Origin of the sequence: Photorhabdus stackebrandtii, assembly GCF_011189495.1 — a bacterium.
GTDB lineage: Bacteria > Pseudomonadota > Gammaproteobacteria > Enterobacterales > Enterobacteriaceae > Photorhabdus > Photorhabdus khanii.
This window is the reverse complement of record NZ_PUJV01000020.1, coordinates 15263-33056: the sequence shown is the minus strand read 5'-3', so window position 1 is coordinate 33056 and position 17794 is coordinate 15263. Positions and strand designations below refer to the sequence as shown.

General features: G+C 41.7%; 22 protein-coding genes. 13 read left to right on the top strand and 9 right to left on the bottom strand.

Going from position 1 to position 17794, the window contains the following annotated elements; all coding sequences use genetic code 11:
* Window positions 1–88: 88 nt before the first annotated feature.
* Window positions 89–2878: a DNA polymerase I gene (polA, locus tag C5470_RS15680; RefSeq protein ID WP_166290549.1), complete on the top strand. Its 2790-nt coding sequence runs from the start codon at window positions 89–91 to the stop codon at window positions 2876–2878.
* A gap of 520 nt (window positions 2879–3398) precedes the next feature.
* Complete coding sequence (gene spfP / locus C5470_RS23945) at window positions 3399–3455, top strand: small protein SpfP (RefSeq protein ID WP_445375908.1); 57 nt, start codon at window positions 3399–3401, stop codon at window positions 3453–3455.
* 70 nt (window positions 3456–3525) lie between these two features.
* Here spfP and yihA read toward each other — a convergent pair whose 3' ends face one another.
* Window positions 3526–4158, bottom strand: a complete 633-nt coding sequence (gene yihA, locus C5470_RS15675) for a ribosome biogenesis GTP-binding protein YihA/YsxC (RefSeq protein WP_036846551.1) — start codon at window positions 4156–4158, stop codon at window positions 3526–3528.
* Between the two features lie 306 nt (window positions 4159–4464).
* Between yihA and ppiA the strand changes: the two genes are divergently transcribed.
* Entirely contained in the window at window positions 4465–5034 is a 570-nt protein-coding gene (gene ppiA, locus C5470_RS15670) for a peptidylprolyl isomerase A (protein ID WP_166290547.1), read from the top strand.
* Window positions 5035–5144: 110 nt separating this feature from the next.
* On the opposite strand, the gene C5470_RS15665 is transcribed toward ppiA, so the two are convergent.
* The gene (locus C5470_RS15665; protein WP_166290545.1) at window positions 5145–5495 is read right to left on the bottom strand and encodes a YcgJ family protein; all 351 of its coding nucleotides are present in this window, start codon (window positions 5493–5495) and stop codon (window positions 5145–5147) included.
* A gap of 245 nt (window positions 5496–5740) precedes the next feature.
* Here C5470_RS15665 and C5470_RS15660 point away from each other — a divergent pair, with 245 nt between their 5' ends.
* Together C5470_RS15660 and argD are read left to right on the top strand one after the other, a co-directional pair.
* A complete protein-coding gene (locus tag C5470_RS15660) occupies window positions 5741–6316 on the top strand; it encodes an aminodeoxychorismate synthase component II (protein WP_036845957.1) in 576 nt (191 codons plus the stop codon).
* A gap of 122 nt (window positions 6317–6438) precedes the next feature.
* Window positions 6439–7650 (top strand): bifunctional acetylornithine/succinyldiaminopimelate transaminase, encoded by a 1212-nt coding sequence (gene argD / locus C5470_RS15655; protein ID WP_166290543.1) that lies wholly within the window; start codon window positions 6439–6441, stop codon window positions 7648–7650.
* 49 nt (window positions 7651–7699) lie between these two features.
* Here argD and crp read toward each other — a convergent pair whose 3' ends face one another.
* Window positions 7700–8332 (bottom strand): cAMP-activated global transcriptional regulator CRP, encoded by a 633-nt coding sequence (crp, locus tag C5470_RS15650; RefSeq protein WP_004240730.1) that lies wholly within the window; start codon window positions 8330–8332, stop codon window positions 7700–7702.
* A 321-nt stretch (window positions 8333–8653) separates the two neighbouring features.
* Between crp and C5470_RS15645 the strand changes: the two genes are divergently transcribed.
* Window positions 8654–9061, top strand: a complete 408-nt coding sequence (locus C5470_RS15645) for an OsmC family protein (protein WP_036845953.1) — start codon at window positions 8654–8656, stop codon at window positions 9059–9061.
* 121 nt (window positions 9062–9182) lie between these two features.
* Here C5470_RS15645 and C5470_RS15640 read toward each other — a convergent pair whose 3' ends face one another.
* The 3 genes from C5470_RS15640 to C5470_RS15630 are packed head-to-tail and all read right to left on the bottom strand — an operon-like array spanning window position 9183 to window position 11268.
* Window positions 9183–10052, bottom strand: a complete 870-nt coding sequence (locus C5470_RS15640; protein WP_036845952.1) for a phosphoribulokinase — start codon at window positions 10050–10052, stop codon at window positions 9183–9185.
* 20 nt (window positions 10053–10072) lie between these two features.
* Window positions 10073–10291 (bottom strand): YheU family protein, encoded by a 219-nt coding sequence (locus C5470_RS15635; protein ID WP_036845946.1) that lies wholly within the window; start codon window positions 10289–10291, stop codon window positions 10073–10075.
* Window positions 10288–11268, bottom strand: a complete 981-nt coding sequence (locus tag C5470_RS15630; protein WP_132356121.1) for a hydrolase — start codon at window positions 11266–11268, stop codon at window positions 10288–10290. Before C5470_RS15630 ends, C5470_RS15635 begins: the two co-directional genes overlap by 4 nt.
* A gap of 104 nt (window positions 11269–11372) precedes the next feature.
* On the opposite strand from C5470_RS15630, the gene C5470_RS15625 reads away from it, so the two are divergent.
* Window positions 11373–11981 carry a LysE family translocator gene (locus tag C5470_RS15625; protein WP_166290541.1) on the top strand — a complete coding sequence of 203 codons (609 nt, stop codon included), beginning with the start codon at window positions 11373–11375 and terminating at the stop codon, window positions 11979–11981.
* 27 nt (window positions 11982–12008) lie between these two features.
* On the opposite strand, the gene murP is transcribed toward C5470_RS15625, so the two are convergent.
* On the bottom strand, window positions 12009–13460 hold the full coding sequence (gene murP / locus C5470_RS15620) for a PTS N-acetylmuramic acid transporter subunit IIBC (protein WP_166290539.1): 1452 nt from the start codon (window positions 13458–13460) through the stop codon (window positions 12009–12011).
* A gap of 33 nt (window positions 13461–13493) precedes the next feature.
* Entirely contained in the window at window positions 13494–14399 is a 906-nt protein-coding gene (murQ, locus tag C5470_RS15615; protein WP_152963705.1) for an N-acetylmuramic acid 6-phosphate etherase, read from the bottom strand.
* Between the two features lie 224 nt (window positions 14400–14623).
* On the opposite strand from murQ, the gene C5470_RS15610 reads away from it, so the two are divergent.
* Complete coding sequence (locus C5470_RS15610; protein WP_036845932.1) at window positions 14624–14860, top strand: hypothetical protein; 237 nt, start codon at window positions 14624–14626, stop codon at window positions 14858–14860.
* Between the two features lie 36 nt (window positions 14861–14896).
* Here C5470_RS15610 and C5470_RS15605 read toward each other — a convergent pair whose 3' ends face one another.
* Entirely contained in the window at window positions 14897–15376 is a 480-nt protein-coding gene (locus C5470_RS15605; protein WP_036845929.1) for an Hcp family type VI secretion system effector, read from the bottom strand.
* Between the two features lie 452 nt (window positions 15377–15828).
* Between C5470_RS15605 and C5470_RS15600 the strand changes: the two genes are divergently transcribed.
* From C5470_RS15600 to C5470_RS23750, 5 genes are all read left to right on the top strand, one after another.
* Window positions 15829–16035, top strand: a complete 207-nt coding sequence (locus C5470_RS15600; protein ID WP_036845927.1) for a hypothetical protein — start codon at window positions 15829–15831, stop codon at window positions 16033–16035.
* Window positions 16036–16077: 42 nt separating this feature from the next.
* Window positions 16078–16791 carry a hypothetical protein gene (locus C5470_RS15595; protein WP_036845924.1) on the top strand — a complete coding sequence of 238 codons (714 nt, stop codon included), beginning with the start codon at window positions 16078–16080 and terminating at the stop codon, window positions 16789–16791.
* Between the two features lie 8 nt (window positions 16792–16799).
* Window positions 16800–17009, top strand: a complete 210-nt coding sequence (locus C5470_RS15590) for a hypothetical protein (RefSeq protein WP_070974822.1) — start codon at window positions 16800–16802, stop codon at window positions 17007–17009.
* Window positions 17010–17268: 259 nt separating this feature from the next.
* On the top strand, window positions 17269–17475 hold the full coding sequence (locus C5470_RS15585; RefSeq protein ID WP_036845918.1) for a hypothetical protein: 207 nt from the start codon (window positions 17269–17271) through the stop codon (window positions 17473–17475).
* A 43-nt stretch (window positions 17476–17518) separates the two neighbouring features.
* A complete protein-coding gene (locus C5470_RS23750; protein WP_422631080.1) occupies window positions 17519–17791 on the top strand; it encodes a hypothetical protein in 273 nt (90 codons plus the stop codon).
* Window positions 17792–17794: the final 3 nt, after the last annotated feature.

Here is a 17794-nt window from a genome sequence, read left to right as displayed (position 1 = left end):
CAAAGAAAATTCACACAAAATTCGTTTCCTGCTTCTTGCTGTGGCATCCTATTCCTATTACACCCGTAACAGATAATGAAGAAGACTTATGGCTCAGATAGCAGACAATCCCCTGATTTTGGTTGATGGTTCCTCATACCTTTATCGTGCTTATCATGCTTTTCCCCCGCTGACTAACAGCGCTGGAGAACCGACCGGAGCCATGTATGGCGTATTGAATATGCTGCGCAGTTTGGTAATGCAGTACAAACCGAGTCATGTAGCGGTAGTATTCGATGCCAAAGGTAAAACTTTCCGTGATGAATTGTTTGCTGAGTATAAGTCTCATCGTCCTCCGATGCCGGATGACCTGCGTGCGCAGATAGAACCGTTACATCAAATGGTAGAAGCTATGGGGTTGCCATTGCTGGTGGTTTCGGGAGTAGAAGCCGATGACGTTATTGGTACTCTGGCGTTACAGGCGGAAAAAGAGGGACGTGCGGTACTTATCAGCACGGGTGATAAGGATATGGCGCAATTGGTAACACCAAATATCACGCTTATCAATACAATGAATAATACCATTCTGGGGCCGGAAGAAGTGGTTGAAAAGTATGGTGTGCCGCCAGATCTGATTATCGATTTTCTGGCATTGATGGGAGACTCTTCTGACAACATTCCTGGCGTACCTGGCGTGGGAGAAAAAACCGCACTGGGATTACTGCAAGGGATTGGTGGCATGGATAATATCTTTGCCAATCTGGATAAAATTGCCGGGCTCAGTTTCCGTGGTGCGAAAACGCTGGCAGATAAGATGGCGCAGCATAAAGATGTCGCTTATCTCTCCTATAAACTGGCAACCATTAAAACCGATGTTGAGTTGGATAAAACCTGTGTTGCTTTGTCAGTCAAAGAGCCTGATACGGAGAAACTGCATCAGTTATTTTCTCGTTATGAGTTCAAACGCTGGTTGAGTGATGTGGCAAACGGCGATTGGCTGGCAGAGAAAGGCAAAAAACCGGCATCCACTGGTAATGATGAATCATCTCCGACGGAAGATAAATCTGTTTCGGCCACACTCTCTTCTGATAATTATCAGACTATTCTTGATCAAAAAAGCTTTGATGAGTGGATTGAGAAGTTGAAAAAAGCGCTGGTTTTTGCTTTTGATACCGAAACTGACAGCCTTGATACTTTAACTGCTAATTTGGTGGGTATGTCATTCGCAATTTCTGCCGGAGATGCGGCCTATCTACCTCTAGGCCATGACTATCTGGGCGCGCCGGAACAACTTGACAGAGAGGCAGTGTTGGCGGCATTAAAACCGCTGCTTGAAGACAGCAACCTGTTGAAAATTGGTCAAAATATTAAGTTTGATCGCGGTGTGCTGGCTCGCTATGGCATTGAACTGCAAGGCATTGCTTACGATACCATGCTGGAATCTTATGTACTTAATAGCGTTGCAGGTATGGGGCGGCATGATATGGATAGCTTGGCTGAACGTCATCTGAATCATAAGACCACGACGTTTGAAGAGATTGCTGGTAAAGGTAAAAATCAGCTCACCTTTAATCAAGTTCCGGTGGAACAAGCTGCAATGTACGCCGCAGAGGATGCAGATGTCACTTTGCTGCTACATCAAACTATGTGGCCGCAGTTGGAAAAAACACCAGCGCTGAAAAAAGTATTCCTGAATACAGAAATGCCATTGGTCATGGTGCTTTCCCGTATGGAGCGTACAGGCGTACTAATTGATGCAAATATTCTGGCTGAGCATTCAAAAGAAATTACCACCCGTCTGGATGAGTTGGAAAAAGAAGCTCATGAACTGGCTGGTGAGGCTTTCAATCTGGCTTCGCCAAAACAGTTGCAGGCGATATTGTTTGAAAAATTGCAATTGCCGGTAGTAAAGAAAACGCCGGGTGGTGCGCCATCCACTAATGAAGAGGTATTGGAAGAGTTGGCGGATACCCATGCGTTGCCGAAAGTGATCTTAGAGCATCGTGGGTTGGCAAAATTGAAATCCACTTACACCGATAAACTACCACAGATGGTCCATCCGCTGACCAAACGGGTGCATACTTCCTATCATCAGGCGGTAACGGCAACAGGACGTCTCTCTTCACGTGATCCTAATCTGCAAAATATTCCTGTCCGTAATGAAGAGGGCCGCCGCATTCGTCAGGCATTTGTGGCACCTGAAAGTTACCGGATTATGGCCGCTGACTATTCTCAGATTGAGTTGCGGATAATGGCTCATTTGTCTCAGGATCAAGGGTTGTTGAAGGCTTTTGCCGAAGGGCAAGATATTCACCGGGCAACGGCGGCAGAAGTCTTTGGTTTGCCACTGGAACAGGTAACCAGTGAGCAGCGCCGTAGTGCTAAGGCGATTAACTTTGGTTTGATCTATGGTATGAGTGCATTTGGTCTTTCCCGTCAGTTAGGTATTCCTCGCGGTGAAGCTCAACGCTATATGGATCTCTATTTTGAGCGCTATCCGGGGGTATTGGCATATATGGAGCGTACTCGTAAACAAGCGGAAGAGCAGGGTTACGTTGAAACGCTGGATGGCCGTCGTCTTTATCTGCCAGATATCAAATCTCGCAGTGGTATGCGCCGTAAGGCAGCAGAACGTGAAGCTATTAACGCGCCAATGCAGGGAACTGCGGCGGATATCATCAAAAAAGCAATGATTGCGGTGGATGACTGGATTATCAGTGAAGCGCCGAAAGTTCGCATGATTATGCAGGTTCACGATGAGCTGGTATTCGAGGTTCATGAGTCACAACTTGAACATGCAGAACAGAAAATTCGTGAATTGATGGAGAAGAGTTTGGTGCTTGATGTTCCGTTGAAAGTGGATGTGGGTATTGGTGACAGTTGGGATCAGGCGCACTGATATGCCAGATTAATAAGCGATAGGCTGAACTGAGGTATTTGGTTCAGCCTTTTTTAATGGCCCTGTTAATCATAGTCACCATGTTTTTTCCATCCTAAGGCTGACGAAGAATTGTTATGTTGATTCATATTATTATCCTGATCAGGTCATATTCAATAGACTGTTTTCCATAGGGAATTTGTGCTGCAAAATCCCACGATAATGGGAGATTGGGCAGGATCTTTAATTTCACTAGATAATATTAGTAGTGAACTCAGTGTTGATGTAGCAGAAAAAAGTGATCAAATAGTTGTGTCGATCTGTTTTGCTGTAAAGAAAATACTAATAATGTAATATTTTTTGTACTGTTCGAGTATATTAGATCCAGATCGCATAAATATGTAATTAAACTACATTTAGTGGTGGATAAACAAACAAAACCCTAAGCTGAATCGAGATAATCATTGAAAATAAATTACAAAAAGGCTTTTTCTGAGAAATAAAATAGGGTAGAGTTATTGGCGTAGGGTACAGAGGTAAGATGTTCTATCTTTCAGACCTTTTACTTCACGTAATCGGATTTATAGCTGAATATTAGCTGCCCCAGTCAGTTTTGACTGGGGCATTTTTTTATTTGAATTTAGTGGGTAGGAATAAAAAAAGCGGTATTAACTATTGTCTTCAATTTGAACGGTTGGCTGGCTGAACCATATGTCCAGTTTCTGTTGTAATTTATCGATCCCGATTTTTTTCAGGGCGGAGAAATATTCCACTTGAATATCTCCATCGAGAGCTGCTAACTCTTCACGTACTTTATTCAACTGGTTTTTACGGGCACCGGATGTCAGTTTATCGGCTTTAGTCAGCAATGCCATAACGGGTACATGCATTGCCACCGCCCATTGGATCATCTGTTGATCAAGGTCTTTCAATGGATGACGGATATCCATCAGCACCACTAGCCCAAGCAGGCATTCACGTTTTTGCAAATATTCACCCAGTGCTTTTTGCCATTTACGTTTTATCTCTTCCGGTACTTCGGCATAGCCATAGCCGGGTAAGTCAACCAGACGAATACCTTCTTCTACTTCGAATAAATTGATGAGCTGTGTGCGGCCTGGTGTTTTACTGGTACGGGCGAGACTTTTCTGTTTCGTCAGGGCATTTAGCGCGCTGGATTTACCCGCGTTTGAACGGCCGGCAAACGCGACTTCAATGCCCAGTTCTTGAGGCAGATGGCGAATATCAGGTGCGCTCGTGATAAAACGGGTCATATGATAGTTGTGGTTTTTGATGGTCAAAATGATTATCTCCCTGAGAAATGCACTGAATATATGCCAAAGGAGATTATACCGATAGCCACTGTTGGTTGACAGGATTAAAAATAATGACATATTTCTGATGAGTTAAGCCAAACTTGCTATTTTGCCATCAATTACTGCCTTATTTGTGAAATAAAATTTGATCTATTGTGAGAGGATAAATTTTTATCCAAAGCACCAACCGATTGATAGCGTAAATGTAAGTAAATATTGAGCACTATGCTGAGGAGATTATTAGAATTGATTTCAGCTTGTGTTGTTGACCTTAATATATAGGAATCCAGAATGTTTAAACGTATTTTAGTAACGCTTGTAACTGCATGTTCTCTGAGCGCAATGGCACCTTTGGCTCTGGCTGCGGGTGAGACCCATGTGAAGCTGATGACAACAGAGGGTAATATTGAACTGGAATTAAATAGCCAGAAAGCGCCGATTACAACCAAAAACTTTATTGAATACGTCAATGAGGGTTATTATAACAACACAATTTTTCATCGGGTAATCCCTGGATTTATGGTTCAGGGGGGCGGTTTTACCAAAGATTTGCAGCAGAAAGTGACTAAAGAAGCCATTAAAAATGAAGCGGATAATGGGCTGCGTAATGTACGCGGAACTATTTCTATGGCGCGTACCGCTGATAAAGACAGTGCTACTAGTCAATTCTTTATCAACGTAGCAGATAATGCTTTCCTTGATCATGGTCAGCGTGACTTTGGCTATGCAGTATTTGGTAAAGTCGTAAAAGGTATGGATGTCGTAGATAAAATTTCTCAAGTAAAAACTGAAAATGTTGGTCCATATCAGAATGTACCGGTGAAACCCGTGGTTATCCTGTCTGCTAAGATTATCCCTTAACTTTTTTTGAGACATTAATGATCACTGCGACTATGGCAGTTTCTGGTCTCTTGGTGAATTTGCATCTGACTAACAATCAGGCCTCCATTTAATGAAGGCCTGATTCGTGGTTATTCATACATCTTCTTGGTGAATTCTTTATTTTCTTCGGTTCGTGGATAATATCTGTCTTTGTAGCACTTTTTCTCTTTACTCTCGCAGTGAACACCATTACTCAAAGTGTAGGATGAAAGATCAAAATCTTTCCCATCACCAATCATCTCTTTCAGACGTTTCGAGGCTTTTTTTCCTAAATATTTTTCGGTGAATTTTAACGATAAGCCTTGCTGATCAGCGCAGTATTTTCCTTTTTTATCACAAATAACCCCTTTTTCCGGGAAGAAAATATTTGCCGCTTTAGTTGCAGCCAGCGTGGGGAAGGACAGCAAAAAAAGAGATGCTATGATCAGTTTTGTCTTCATAACAATTACCTTACTTATTGAATATCAAAATAGAGCCTATGTTTTGTAAAGGTATGAGAGTAAGTTGATTGAGGAAAAAGTAGTCATTGATTTTGTTACACTATGCTACAAGTGCTTATGTGCTATGATAGCCGCCCCGTTGTCGTTAGGCCGTTTTACCTGAAATCATGTTGTTCATGATAAAACAAGTTGCAGGATTGGCAGGACAACAAATACAGCGATAAAAATGGGTAGGATAGACTCCTATGTTATTAATAATAGATAACTATGATTCTTTTACGTATAACTTATATCAATATTTTTGTGAATTGGGAACAGATGTTTTAGTCAAGCGCAATGATGAATTACAGCTTGAAGATATTGAGCGATTGGCGCCTACACATCTGGTTATTTCCCCAGGCCCTTGTACCCCAAATGAAGCAGGAATTTCTCTGGTTGCGATTTCTCATTTTGCGGATAAATTGCCGATTCTGGGTGTTTGTCTTGGGCATCAGGCAATTGGGCAGGCATTCGGTGCCAGTGTGGTAAAAGCCAGGGAAGTGATGCATGGGAAAACTTCGGCCATTCATCATAATCAGCAAGGTGTGTTCAAAGGGCTAAATCGGCCATTAACGGTTACCCGTTACCATTCATTGGTGATTGCCGCAGAGACTTTACCCGCCGCTTTTGAAGTCACTGCATGGAGTCAGCATAACGGCAATGTAGATGAGATTATGGGAATTCGTCATCGTACTTTGCCCTTGGAAGGTGTGCAGTTCCATCCTGAAAGTATTCTCAGTGAACAAGGGCACCAGCTACTGAGTAACTTTCTTAGATATTAACCCGATACCCATAATTTCTTCATTTATTCATCTTTTTCATTTGCCCATCTTTGATTTTTTATGCATATTTAATGATTATAATTTCATTTTTGAATGACGATATATAAAAAACGGGTGGGAAAATGATGGAGCATGCCGCAGTAAACAGAAATACATACGATCAAGTCATGTTGCCAATTTATTCACCGGCACAGTTTATACCGGTGAAAGGGCAAGGTAGTCGTGTATGGGATCAGCAAGGGAAAGAATATATTGATTTTGCCGGTGGTATTGCTGTTATGGCTTTGGGGCATTGTCACCCTGCGTTAGTGGATGTTTTAAAGCAGCAAGGGGAGAAACTTTGGCATATCAGTAATATTTTCACCAGTGAACCGGCTTTGATACTCGCGCAGAAACTGATTGATGCAACTTTTGCGGAGCGGGTATTTTTTGCCAATTCCGGAGCGGAAGCGAATGAAGCCGCATTTAAGCTAGCGCGTCACTATGCCATTACTCGTTACCATCCATATAAAACCAAAATCATCGCATTCCATCAGGGTTTTCATGGTCGTACTCTGTTTACTGTTTCTGTTGGTGGTCAACCAAAATACGCTGATGGTTTTGGGCCAAAACCCGCAGATATTATTCATGTGCCTTTTAATGACTTAGATGCAGTAAAGGCGGTCATGGATGATCATACTTGCGCTGTTGTATTAGAACCTGTTCAGGGTGAAGGGGGAGTCACGCCGGCGACACCCGCATTTATTCATGGGTTGCGTGAGCTTTGCGATAAGTATCAGGTACTGCTGGTATTTGATGAAGTACAAAGTGGGATGGGCCGTACCGGTAAGTTATTTTCTTATATGTATTATGATGTTGTGCCGGACATTATCACCACAGCGAAAGCATTGGGAAGTGGTTTCCCTGTTAGCGCTATGCTGACTACGGCGAATATCGCTTCGGCGATGGTGCCGGGAACTCACGGCACAACTTATGGTGGTAATCCGCTGGCTTGCGCGGTTGCAAATGCCGCTTTTGACATTATCAATACGCCAGAGGTCTTGGAGGGCGTTGAAAAACGTCATCATTTGATTGTGAATTTTCTGAACGATATCAATCAGAAATATTCGATATTTGGTGAAATCCGTGGCAAGGGATTGCTGATTGGTGCGGAACTAAAAGCGCAGTATCAGGGAAAATCTAAAGAGATCCTGCAACTGGCGGCTGAAAATGGTTTGATGTTATTGAGTGCCGGTAGTGATGTACTGCGTTTCACGCCTTCGCTGATTATCAGTGAAGAGGAGATAACCCAGGGGATGGAACGGCTGGATAAGGCAATTAGCCAGTTGGTGTAAATAAGAGTGAGAAAAATCAGCGCAATATCATGCGCTGATTAATCAGGAATTAACGTGTACCGTAAACAACAATTGTTTTGCCGTGTGCGGAGATCAGATTTTGATCTTCCAGCATTTTTAGAATACGGCCAACCGTTTCACGGGAACAGCCAACAATCTGACCAATTTCCTGACGAGTGATTTTGATTTGCATCCCGTCCGGGTGAGTCATTGCATCGGGTTGTTTCGCCAGATTCAGTAAAGTCTGAGCAATCCGGCCGGTCACATCCAGGAAAGCCAGGTTACCGACTTTCTCAGAAGTTGTTTGCAAACGGCTTGCCATTTGGGCAGATAAACGCATTAAAATATCCGGGTTTACCTGAATCAGTTGACGGAATTTTTTATAGGAAATTTCCGCTACTTCACAGGCACTTTTGGCCCGTACCCAGGCTGTACGCTCTTGTCCTTCTTCAAATAATCCAAGTTCGCCAATGAAATCTCCCTGGTTTAAATAGGAAAGGATCATCTCTTTGCCTTCTTCATCTTTAATCAAAACCGCAACAGAACCTTTTACGATGTAGTAAAGCGTCTCTGCTTTTTCGCCTTGATGAATAAGCGTGCTTTTGGATGGATATTTATGAATATGGCAGTGTGACAAAAACCATTCAAGAGTGGGGTCTGTTTGTGGCTTGCCGAGAACCATTCGCTTCATCCTCTGTTGTTATCGCTGCCTAAATAACACGAGAACCTAAAAGTTTCTCGTCAGGCTGGCTTATAAAGACACTAGCTTAACATATTAGTTTGCTGAAAAACCGACAGGTAAGGGTTTTATATAGGTTATCTGAAATTTGAAACTTGAGTATTGATCTTAACCCACATATACCCGGACCTGCTTCTGTTTTTAACACAGGAAAAGGATTCTGTCTTGTCTTGTATTGTTTCAGCATAATAAACCGCTCATTAGATTGCCAGTTTAATACTGAAAGAGTAGGCTTTGATGCAAAAAATGACTTAAGAGGTACTTATGCAAGCGCGGGTAAAATGGGTTGAAGGGTTGTCTCTTTTGGGGGAATCGTCTTCGGGTCATCAGATAATGATGGATGGAAATGCCGGTGATAAGGCACCAAGCCCAATGGAAATGGTATTAATGGCAGTTGGCGGTTGCAGCACGATTGATGTTATTTCTATTTTGCAGAAAGGCAGATATGACATAAGAAATTGTGAAGTGAAATTAACTTCCCGCCGTCGTGAAGAGGCACCACGCTTGTTTACTTCTATTAATCTGCATTTTATTGTTACCGGCAGGGATTTAACAGAGAAAGCGGTTGAACGTGCCGTCACGCTTTCCGCAGAGAAATATTGTTCTGTTTCGTTGATGCTGGGTAAATCAGTTGAACTTACCCACAGCTTTGAAATTAAAGAGACAGATTAAGATATTATTTCCTGATTAAAAATAACGACAGGTAACTAATATCAGTTACCTGCTTTTCTAACTGAATAAATTAAGAAGTGGATTCAAACGCTGGGTTTTCTAGATTTATCCCAGGTTTTGATCAACAAATTTTTTCCCCTTCCAGTAATCGTTGTACCAATGGCGTCATAATTAATTCCATTGCCAGTCCCATTTTTCCACCGGGAACCACGATGGTATTAATACTTGAAACGAATGAGCCCTGTAACATGGATAACAAATACGGGAAATCAATTTGAGTCAGATCACGGAAACGGATGACGATAAAACTTTCATCCAGGGATGGAATGGCTTTGGCTGAAAATGGATTGGACGTATCAACAGTCGGGACGCGCTGGAAATTTATATGTGTCCGGGAAAATTGGGGGGTAATGTAGTTAATATAATCATCCATCGAACGAACAACGGAATCCATCACCGCTTCCTGTGAGTGTCCCCGTTCTCCGGTATCGCGGATAAGTTTCTGTATCCATTCAAGGTTGACAATCGGCACCACCCCCACCAGCAGATCGACATGACTGGCAACATTATGTTGCGGTGTGACTACGCCACCATGCAGGCCTTCATAAAACAGTACATCGGTCTGCTTTGGTAAGGCTTCCCACGGAGTAAATGTACCGGGGAGCTGGTTGTAAGGCACCGCGTCATCATAGGTGTGAAGGTACTTACGGCAACGGCCTTCACCGGTCTCACCATAGTCAATCATGGTTTTCTCCAGCATGCCAAAATCATTGGCTTCTGGCCCAAAATAACTGATATGTCTGCCTTGTTCCTTGGCTTTACGGATTGCCGCGTCCATTTCAGGACGGGTATAACGGTGGAAACTGTCCCCCTCTATCTGTGCTGCGCTGATGTTAAGTTGCTGGAAAATCTTACGAAAAGCTAAACTGGTTGTTGTTGTTCCGGCACCGCTGGAGCCGGTAATCGCAATAATCGGATGTTTGGCGGACATAAGCAGTAAACTCCATAATGTTAAGAATGGAACATTTCTTTTGGCATAATATTGATGCTCTCATGCAGTTCAGACCACACCAGAATAACATCCCCCCGTTCCAACTGACGACGTATGTCAGCGACTTTCTGCTCAAGGGATTTTTCATGTTCACCGTAGTCAGTGCCTTCCCGCAGGATAAAGCTCTCTATCAAATTTAGCAGAGTTTCTGGCTCCAGTTGTTGCCATGGAATAATCATTGTTGTTGCTCCAGATAAGATGACAGCCAGCCTGGAATACGTTGTTCCAGCCACATTTGTGGTTTCTTCAGTGAACCACTGACAAAGCCGACATGTCCACCATGTTCTGTCAATTGGTATTCAATATTTTTGGGTAACGTGTTGAGATCAGGAATGACTTCCGGTGCCATAAAGGGATCGTCTTTGGCATGAATAATCAACAGTGGCACGGTAATATCAGGCAGGCGTGGCAGAGCGCTGCACTGGCGGTAGTAGTCCGCTGCATCTTTAAAACAGTGGATTTTTGCGGTCACAATTTCATCAAATTCCCGAATGTGTTTCAATCTCTTCACCTGAGACAGATTGATAGGTAGCGAACCCGGGTAGCGTAGCAATTTGCGGGTCGCATTACGTTTCAGATTATTAAGCAGATAGCGCTCATAAACCTGAGAAAATCCTTTTTCTATCCGGTGGGAACAGGCTGCTAACATCAAAGGGGCGGAAACAATGACCGCCGCATTGACTTGGGCCTGTGTTTTTTCTTCTGCCAGATAGCAGGCCAGCATATTACCGCCGACGGAATAACCCACGGCTGAGGTGGGTACATCACCGTAAGTCTGTTTTAACCAGTTCAGAAAATAACGGGCATCGCCTGTTTCGCCAGAATGATAGAGACGTTTTTGGCGGTTTGGTTCACCACTGCATCCACGGAAATGCATGACAACGCCAAGCCAGCCTTTCTTCTGACAGATATGAAGTAAACCGTGGGCATAAGGGCTGTGGAAACTGCCTTCCAGACCATGAAACAGGATCAGCCGTGGCTTATGTGCTGCGGCTGCTGGATCTTCACTCCATGCCAGGTCAACAAAATCGTTATCCGGTAAATCAAGTCGTTGCCAATAGGGTTGCAATTCAGGATACCGCCGCACCAGACGTGGGAGTAGTGTCTGCAAATGCGGATTACTGGCTCCGGTTAGAGGACGAAAGATATCAGTCATAATGATTTCGAGTTAAATTGATTAGTTATATTGTATGGTTAATAACATACTGATATTTTCTGTGAAAGGGAAACATCATTGTTCAGGATGAAAGGAAACGATTCATGACAGCAAGCCTGATTTTTTCATTAACAACTTTTTTGTTTATTTCTGCCATTACACCGGGTCCAAACAATATGTTACTGACCTCATCTGGCGCTAACTTTGGGTTTATCCGTTCTTTGGGATTGATATTTGGCATTCTTCTGGGAATGCAGACGATTTTATATCTGTCCGCTTTCGGTGTGGCGGCATTACTGCTGGTTTATCCTACTATTCACACGATAATGAAAATAGCGGGTAGTTTCTATTTACTGTGGTTAGCATGGAAAACGGCAACGGCCAGTTATCGGCGTTTGGATACTAAAGGCAGCGCTGTCATAAAGCCAGTGCGCTGGTACCAGGGCTGGTTACTACAGTTCCTGAATCCGAAAGCCTGGCTGATGGGATTAGGATCAGTTGGCAGTTACAGTATTGCAGGTGAACAGTATCTCTATTCCATTATCATTATTAGTGTCGCAACGATATTGATAAGTTTTTTGAGTAGTATCGTTTGGGCTGGTTTTGGTTCGTTGATTGGAACGCTGCTCCGTAGTCGCAATGCCTGGTTTATTTTCAATATCATAATGGGAATATTAACGGCAACCTGTGTGCCATTAATTTGGGTTGGATAGTTTAATTCATTAATTTCATTTTGGTTATCAAGTCAAATCGACATTTTTATTGCCGAACAGCAGAGTCAGGACAAAACCGCTGATATAAGCAACCACCAATCCGGTGGCATAAACTGCCATCCCGATAAAAATACCGCTGTTGGAGGTCATCAGTGGCAGTGCGATTAATCCTGATGGACCGAAAACCGTATTCAATCCAACAGGTAAACCTAAATAAGCTACCAGACCGATAAAGAACCCCCCGGCGGCCCCGCCCAGACAGGCGGTGATAAAGGGTTTTATTCGTGGCAAGGTTACCCCGTAAATCAAAGGTTCACCGATACCGAGAAAGCCCGGAATAATGGCGCCTTTTATCTGAGTACGCAGCAGAGAGTTTTTATTCGCTTTGACATACAGCGCCAGTGCTGCACCAACTTGCCCGCCTCCAGCCATAGCGAGGATTGGGAACAGAGAGTTAAAGCCTTGTGCGTCCATCAATGCGAAATAGACCGGAACAAACCCCTGATGCACACCAAACATAACGGCGAGTAGAAATAGTCCTGCCAATATTGCCGTACCAAAAGGATTGCCGTTAAGATTAAGGAATAACCATGACATGCCGCTAAACAGATAGCTTCCCAGTGGCATGATAATAATAAAGGTGATAGCTCCCATGATCAGCAGGGTAATCGCTGAAGTGAGGATCATATCCAGATTGTCCGGAATGATCTTACGAACCTGTCGTTCTACCCATGCTCCCAGAATAGCGGCGATCAGAACGCCGATAATATTGCCGCGTGGATCGATATTGTAACCAAAGAAAGTGGAGATACCGGAGTAGAAACCGCTGGTGGCATCCGGGTTATAACCCAGTACAAACAGCGAGGCGATAATTGCGCCGTTTATACCTGATCCACCAAAGGCTTTTTGCGCGTTATAACCAATCAAGATACTTAAAAAGCTGAACATTCCTTTACTGAATACTTTCATATAACCAATGACTTCAACCAATACAGCATTAGGGTGTGCAACGCCCTGAATGGCGATCTGTTCAAGTAAAGTGGCGAAGCCCAGCAGTAGACCAACGGCAATAAAGCCGGGGATCAGCGGTGTAAAAATAGTAGCGAATTTCGTTAGAAATTTATGTACTGCACTGACCTGTTTCTCTTTAAGCTGCTTTTTATTGGCGGAGGCTATATTGGTTAAATCAGTGCCGCTTTGTGCCGGTTGTTCTGCATGAGCAGAAGAATCCAGCAATTGACTCATTATTTCAGCCGCAGCCTGGGCTTTTCCCGGTCCAAGGACAATCTGCAACTGGTTATCGCTTTCAATAATACCTAACACACTGGGGATCTGTTTCAGTGCGGCTTTATCCACCTTAGTATTATCATGCAGTGTCAGTCGCAGGCGGGTCATACAATTACCACATTGAGCCACATTACCCGCATTGCCGATAGCTGTAAGGATCTGAATAATTATTGCCTGATTAATCTTAGCCATCTTATTTTTATTCCTGTTCAGAAGAAGAAACTATTACCGAACTGTTGATATTGCCGGGCGAATAAAACCGTGATTCTTTTCCAGTAAAGCCTTTGCCTGTTGAGCATCTATTCCTGCCAGAATCATCACAATGGCTGTTTTGCAATGTCCATCACATGCAGCCAGTGCTTGTTCAGCTTGTATCTGGTCGCATTCTGTGGCAGCCATCACGATATTTTTCTGCCTTTCAACCAGCTTGGCATTTGTCGCTTCTACATCCACCATCAGGTTGCCATAAACTTTTCCTATGCGGATCATGGCACCGGTAGTGAGCATATTGAGGATCAATTTCTGTGCTGTACCTGCTTTCATTCGTGATGAACCGGTGACGATTTCCGGCCCAACGACGGGTGTCATGGCAATATCGGCTGCTTGTGTCATCGGGCTGTCAGGATTACAACTGATACAGGCGACGGTGGCACCCACTGATTTTGCATACTCCATGGCACCCAGAACATAAGGTGTACGGCCACTGGCGGCAATACCAACCAATACATCTTTAGAGTTAAAGTGTAGCGCTTGAAGATCATTTGTGCCTAATTGCCGGTTATCTTCTGCATTTTCAACGGCTCTCAAAATAGCTTGATGTCCTCCTGCAATTAATCCAATTACCTGTTCCGGTTTAGTGCCATAAGTTGGAGAGCATTCACTGGCATCCAGAATCCCTAATCGGCCAGATGTGCCAGCACCGATATAGATTAAACGACCTCCCTGACGGAATGCTTCGGCAATTTTATCCACGGTTTCAGCGACTTGAGGTAAAGTTTGTTCTACAGCCAATGCGACTTTTTTATCTTCATTATTAATGAGTTGTAGCATTTCAAGGGTTGGTAAAGTATCAATATAAGTACTGGCAGGATTGCGGCTTTCGGTAACCATATTGTTGAGATTAATTTTCATATTGCTTTCCTGATGGGAATATTCTTGAATTGATAAATAGTTATTTACTCTTCTTTGTTAAAAAGGGCAAATTTGGTCAGTGTTTCGACAAAAGCGATAGTTTTGTGAATGTGATTTTTAGCTGAACCCATATTGTCAAAAGGCGTTGGCCTTATTAGAACAAAAAGCAGTGAAAACGATGTTGTTTCTGTAGTTGTTAAAGTAATTAGTGTGTGAGAGTGAATATGAGTAAGAAACTTTTTAGCAAAGAGTGGTTTAAGGCGCTTTTTTTCATATGGTTTAAGGATCTTTTGTGGTCAACTATACCTGTAATAGTTATTCTTGTTTGGTCAATGATGGCTGTAGTCTTTTTTCCCGATATATGGGGATGGTTAGCATTGTTTGGTGTTGTTGTTTTTATTTGTCTTTTTGTTTTCTCATATATAAGTGAGAAGCGTATAAACGATAAGCGTAAAAGTTAAGCATATATCTTTATATATGCTTAACTTGGTTTGTTGTTAATAGATTCTATCATCCCATATACTATAGGCTGATGTGCCTGCCGTCACGTGATTCCAGGTTATGGATCTGTATTTGAGAAGGACTTTCTCATACGGCATCATTTCATTATTATTTATCGAATTCGGGTAGGTGCAAGAAACGTCAACAATACTCGCTTCTGTTAATTTAACCTCATAAAAAAGCTCTAACTGCCCAGCGGTGTTTGTTCTATAAAAGAGAAAAACTGCATTCAGCAGCTCGTTTGAAGAGATTGCCATTGCTAATAATGGCGATGATTTATCTATTGGCTTGAGGAATTGTACTGGGTGATGCTCTACATTTTGTTCGCGAGTCATCATATGACTTAAACTCAATACCTGTATTTGATCTTCGTGCCCCTTCTGGTATCGATTTCCTATAGAGTCTAGTGTTGAACAACCGGCAGAAATTAAACCTTGTTTCTTACCATTTAGTGATAAGTAAATGATATGTGACATAAGTAATTACCATATGAGTTCTTTGTTTAAATGACCTAAAACTGTATGCCTTAGGCTGTAGAAGTACAACCTTAGCATTAAAATATAAAAAAATTAATAGTTCAATACCGAATTTATTTCCTGAAAGGTATTAATTAACACCTAATTTACTTATTGTATGAAGTAACTTTTGTTTTAATGATCTGTCCTTATCATTTTCATTCCAGTTTCGTCAGGTTAAATCGGATCTGGATATCAGGGCTTTACCCTTTTATTAAATTCTTATAAGTTCGAATGATAGTGCTTTGGTCATAATGATATAGGCACGTATATATTATATGAGCTCCACTCTTTATATAGAGCTTTACTATTACATCATTTACATCATTGATATGATTATTGCGTGATCCGTGTGGCTATTTTTTATATAACGGTGTTATACTCTAATTTTAATTGTGAATGGGTTTAGTTGTATGGATGATAGAGGTAGAGAACAGTTATTACAACAACTAAGTGATGCGTTAGAGAATAGCTCGTTAGTTTCAGAGGAGAAACTGGTATTGGTGATGATGCTATGCTTTCAGCTGTTATCGTCAATTGAAGCTGATCTAATTAATATGAGAGTTTCGGATGGTCGTATTCTTTCACTCAAACTAGAAACGCCATCCGTTAAACACTAGTGTGGCGATTTTTGATTAATTCATTTTTTAGGGAAACTAAGAATGGCAGACTATATTGAACATTATATGAGAATGAAACTGGAGGCTGACCGAATTCTGGCTTTAAGGGCAGAAAAGGCAGTTGATGGAGTAAGAGAAGTAGCAGAAGATACAGTAAATACAATGGAGGGTGGGTTCAATCGATTAGTCAGGCGCGGGTCATATTTCTTCGATGATTATCGTGATGTAAATGAACAAATAAATAGTGAGGATGGAAGGTTTTTTTCAGCTCTATGGAGTGTAACCAAAGGACGAAATCCTATAAAGGAAATAACGGAAGTGTTTTCTAAAGAATTATTAAAGAATCAAAGTGATGAAGCTAAAAAAAGGATATATACTAAATTAGTAGAGAAATTATTGGAGATTTCATCAACATTCGTAGCATCTAGAACTACAAAAAATTCTATATCTACTGCGGTAGCTGAGATTATATATCAATCTTTAATTATGAATATGATTATAAGAGAAGGCATTAAAAAATATGGTAATATTATTTTGACGGCTTTTCAATCATATGGTCTCTTTGAAAAAGCTGCTGTGTCAGCAGATAAGTTAAAAAGAGAGCACCCGTATTTTTACTGGGCTTTATACAGCAAGAAACTGGAAATGCTGTATTTTTTAGTTGAACCCGCATTGTCAAAAGGCGTTGGCCTTATTGGAACAAAAAGCAGTGAAGACGATATTGTTTCTACAATTGTTAAAGTAATTAGTGTGTGAGAGTGAATATGAGTAAGAAAATTTTCAGTAAGGCGTGGTTCAAAGAGCTTTTTTTCATATGGTTTAAAGATCTTTTGTGGGAGGTCATTCCTTTTGGGATTATTGTTATTTGGGCATTTGTAGCTAATATCTTTTTTCCAGACATATGGTTTAGTTTAACCTTGGTTGGTATTTTTGTTGTTTTTATTGCTATGTGGTTTATTGGTAAACGTTGTTAAGCATATTTATATATCCATTCCAGTTTCGTCAAATTAAACCAGATTTGAATATCAGGACCACTCTCTTATCGAATTCTTTAAGGGGATTGAATTATATTGCTTTTAGTCATGATGATATAAAGATTTTGATATTAGAAGCGCTACTCTTTTGCAACCCTTTGCTATTATATCATCGATATGATTATTGTATAATTGATGTGGCTATTTTTTATATAGTGGTGTTATACTCGAATTTTTAATTGTTAATGGGTTTAGCCGTATGGACGATAGAGATAGAGAACAGTTATTGCAACAGCTCAGTGATGTATTAGTGAATAGTCCGTTAATTCCGGAGGAGAAATTGGCAATGATGATGATGCTGTGTTTTCGGCTGTTGTCATCAACTCAAGCCAGTGCGATTGATATGAAGATTTCAGATGGTAGTATTCTTTCGCTAAAATTGGAAACTCCGCCCGTTAAACACTAATGTGACGATTGTTGATGTTAATAATATTAAAGGAAGTTTCACGATGACATATAAAAAATACACCCCCTCTTGGGGAGGTTATATGGGGGATTATCTAAGAGGTCATGTTGGGATTGATCAATTAAAGCCTCAGCATGAGTTCTTTGATGCTATTGGTCTTGAAAAGCAGTTAAGGGAGAATACAACGTATATTGCACTGCTATCATTAGAAGAAGCGAAAAGTGTTTTAGAGGATATTGATTCCCCAAAACCAAAAAGGCCATTTATGAAGAAGGTGTTTTTGGTTGCCGATCCAATATCACCTTATTGCAGGTAATAT

What these genes read in the sequence shown, in the direction of transcription:
- polA (WP_166290549.1), top strand. Translation starts at nt 89, where the DNA reads ATGGCTCAGATAGCAGACAATCCCCTGATTTTGGTTGATGGTTCCTCA.
- ppiA (WP_166290547.1), top strand. Translation starts at nt 4,465, where the DNA reads ATGTTTAAACGTATTTTAGTAACGCTTGTAACTGCATGTTCTCTGAGC.
- C5470_RS15665 (WP_166290545.1), bottom strand. Translation starts at nt 5,495, where the DNA reads ATGAAGACAAAACTGATCATAGCATCTCTTTTTTTGCTGTCCTTCCCC.
- C5470_RS15660 (WP_036845957.1), top strand. Translation starts at nt 5,741, where the DNA reads ATGTTATTAATAATAGATAACTATGATTCTTTTACGTATAACTTATAT.
- argD (WP_166290543.1), top strand. Translation starts at nt 6,439, where the DNA reads ATGATGGAGCATGCCGCAGTAAACAGAAATACATACGATCAAGTCATG.
- crp (WP_004240730.1), bottom strand. Translation starts at nt 8,332, where the DNA reads ATGGTTCTCGGCAAGCCACAAACAGACCCCACTCTTGAATGGTTTTTG.
- C5470_RS15645 (WP_036845953.1), top strand. Translation starts at nt 8,654, where the DNA reads ATGCAAGCGCGGGTAAAATGGGTTGAAGGGTTGTCTCTTTTGGGGGAA.
- C5470_RS15640 (WP_036845952.1), bottom strand. Translation starts at nt 10,052, where the DNA reads ATGTCCGCCAAACATCCGATTATTGCGATTACCGGCTCCAGCGGTGCC.
- C5470_RS15635 (WP_036845946.1), bottom strand. Translation starts at nt 10,291, where the DNA reads ATGATTATTCCATGGCAACAACTGGAGCCAGAAACTCTGCTAAATTTG.
- C5470_RS15630 (WP_132356121.1), bottom strand. Translation starts at nt 11,268, where the DNA reads ATGACTGATATCTTTCGTCCTCTAACCGGAGCCAGTAATCCGCATTTG.
- C5470_RS15625 (WP_166290541.1), top strand. Translation starts at nt 11,373, where the DNA reads ATGACAGCAAGCCTGATTTTTTCATTAACAACTTTTTTGTTTATTTCT.
- murP (WP_166290539.1), bottom strand. Translation starts at nt 13,460, where the DNA reads ATGGCTAAGATTAATCAGGCAATAATTATTCAGATCCTTACAGCTATC.
- murQ (WP_152963705.1), bottom strand. Translation starts at nt 14,399, where the DNA reads ATGAAAATTAATCTCAACAATATGGTTACCGAAAGCCGCAATCCTGCC.
- C5470_RS15610 (WP_036845932.1), top strand. Translation starts at nt 14,624, where the DNA reads ATGAGTAAGAAACTTTTTAGCAAAGAGTGGTTTAAGGCGCTTTTTTTC.
- C5470_RS15605 (WP_036845929.1), bottom strand. Translation starts at nt 15,376, where the DNA reads ATGTCACATATCATTTACTTATCACTAAATGGTAAGAAACAAGGTTTA.
- C5470_RS15600 (WP_036845927.1), top strand. Translation starts at nt 15,829, where the DNA reads ATGGATGATAGAGGTAGAGAACAGTTATTACAACAACTAAGTGATGCG.
- C5470_RS15595 (WP_036845924.1), top strand. Translation starts at nt 16,078, where the DNA reads ATGGCAGACTATATTGAACATTATATGAGAATGAAACTGGAGGCTGAC.
- C5470_RS15590 (WP_070974822.1), top strand. Translation starts at nt 16,800, where the DNA reads ATGAGTAAGAAAATTTTCAGTAAGGCGTGGTTCAAAGAGCTTTTTTTC.
- C5470_RS15585 (WP_036845918.1), top strand. Translation starts at nt 17,269, where the DNA reads ATGGACGATAGAGATAGAGAACAGTTATTGCAACAGCTCAGTGATGTA.
- C5470_RS23750 (WP_422631080.1), top strand. Translation starts at nt 17,519, where the DNA reads ATGACATATAAAAAATACACCCCCTCTTGGGGAGGTTATATGGGGGAT.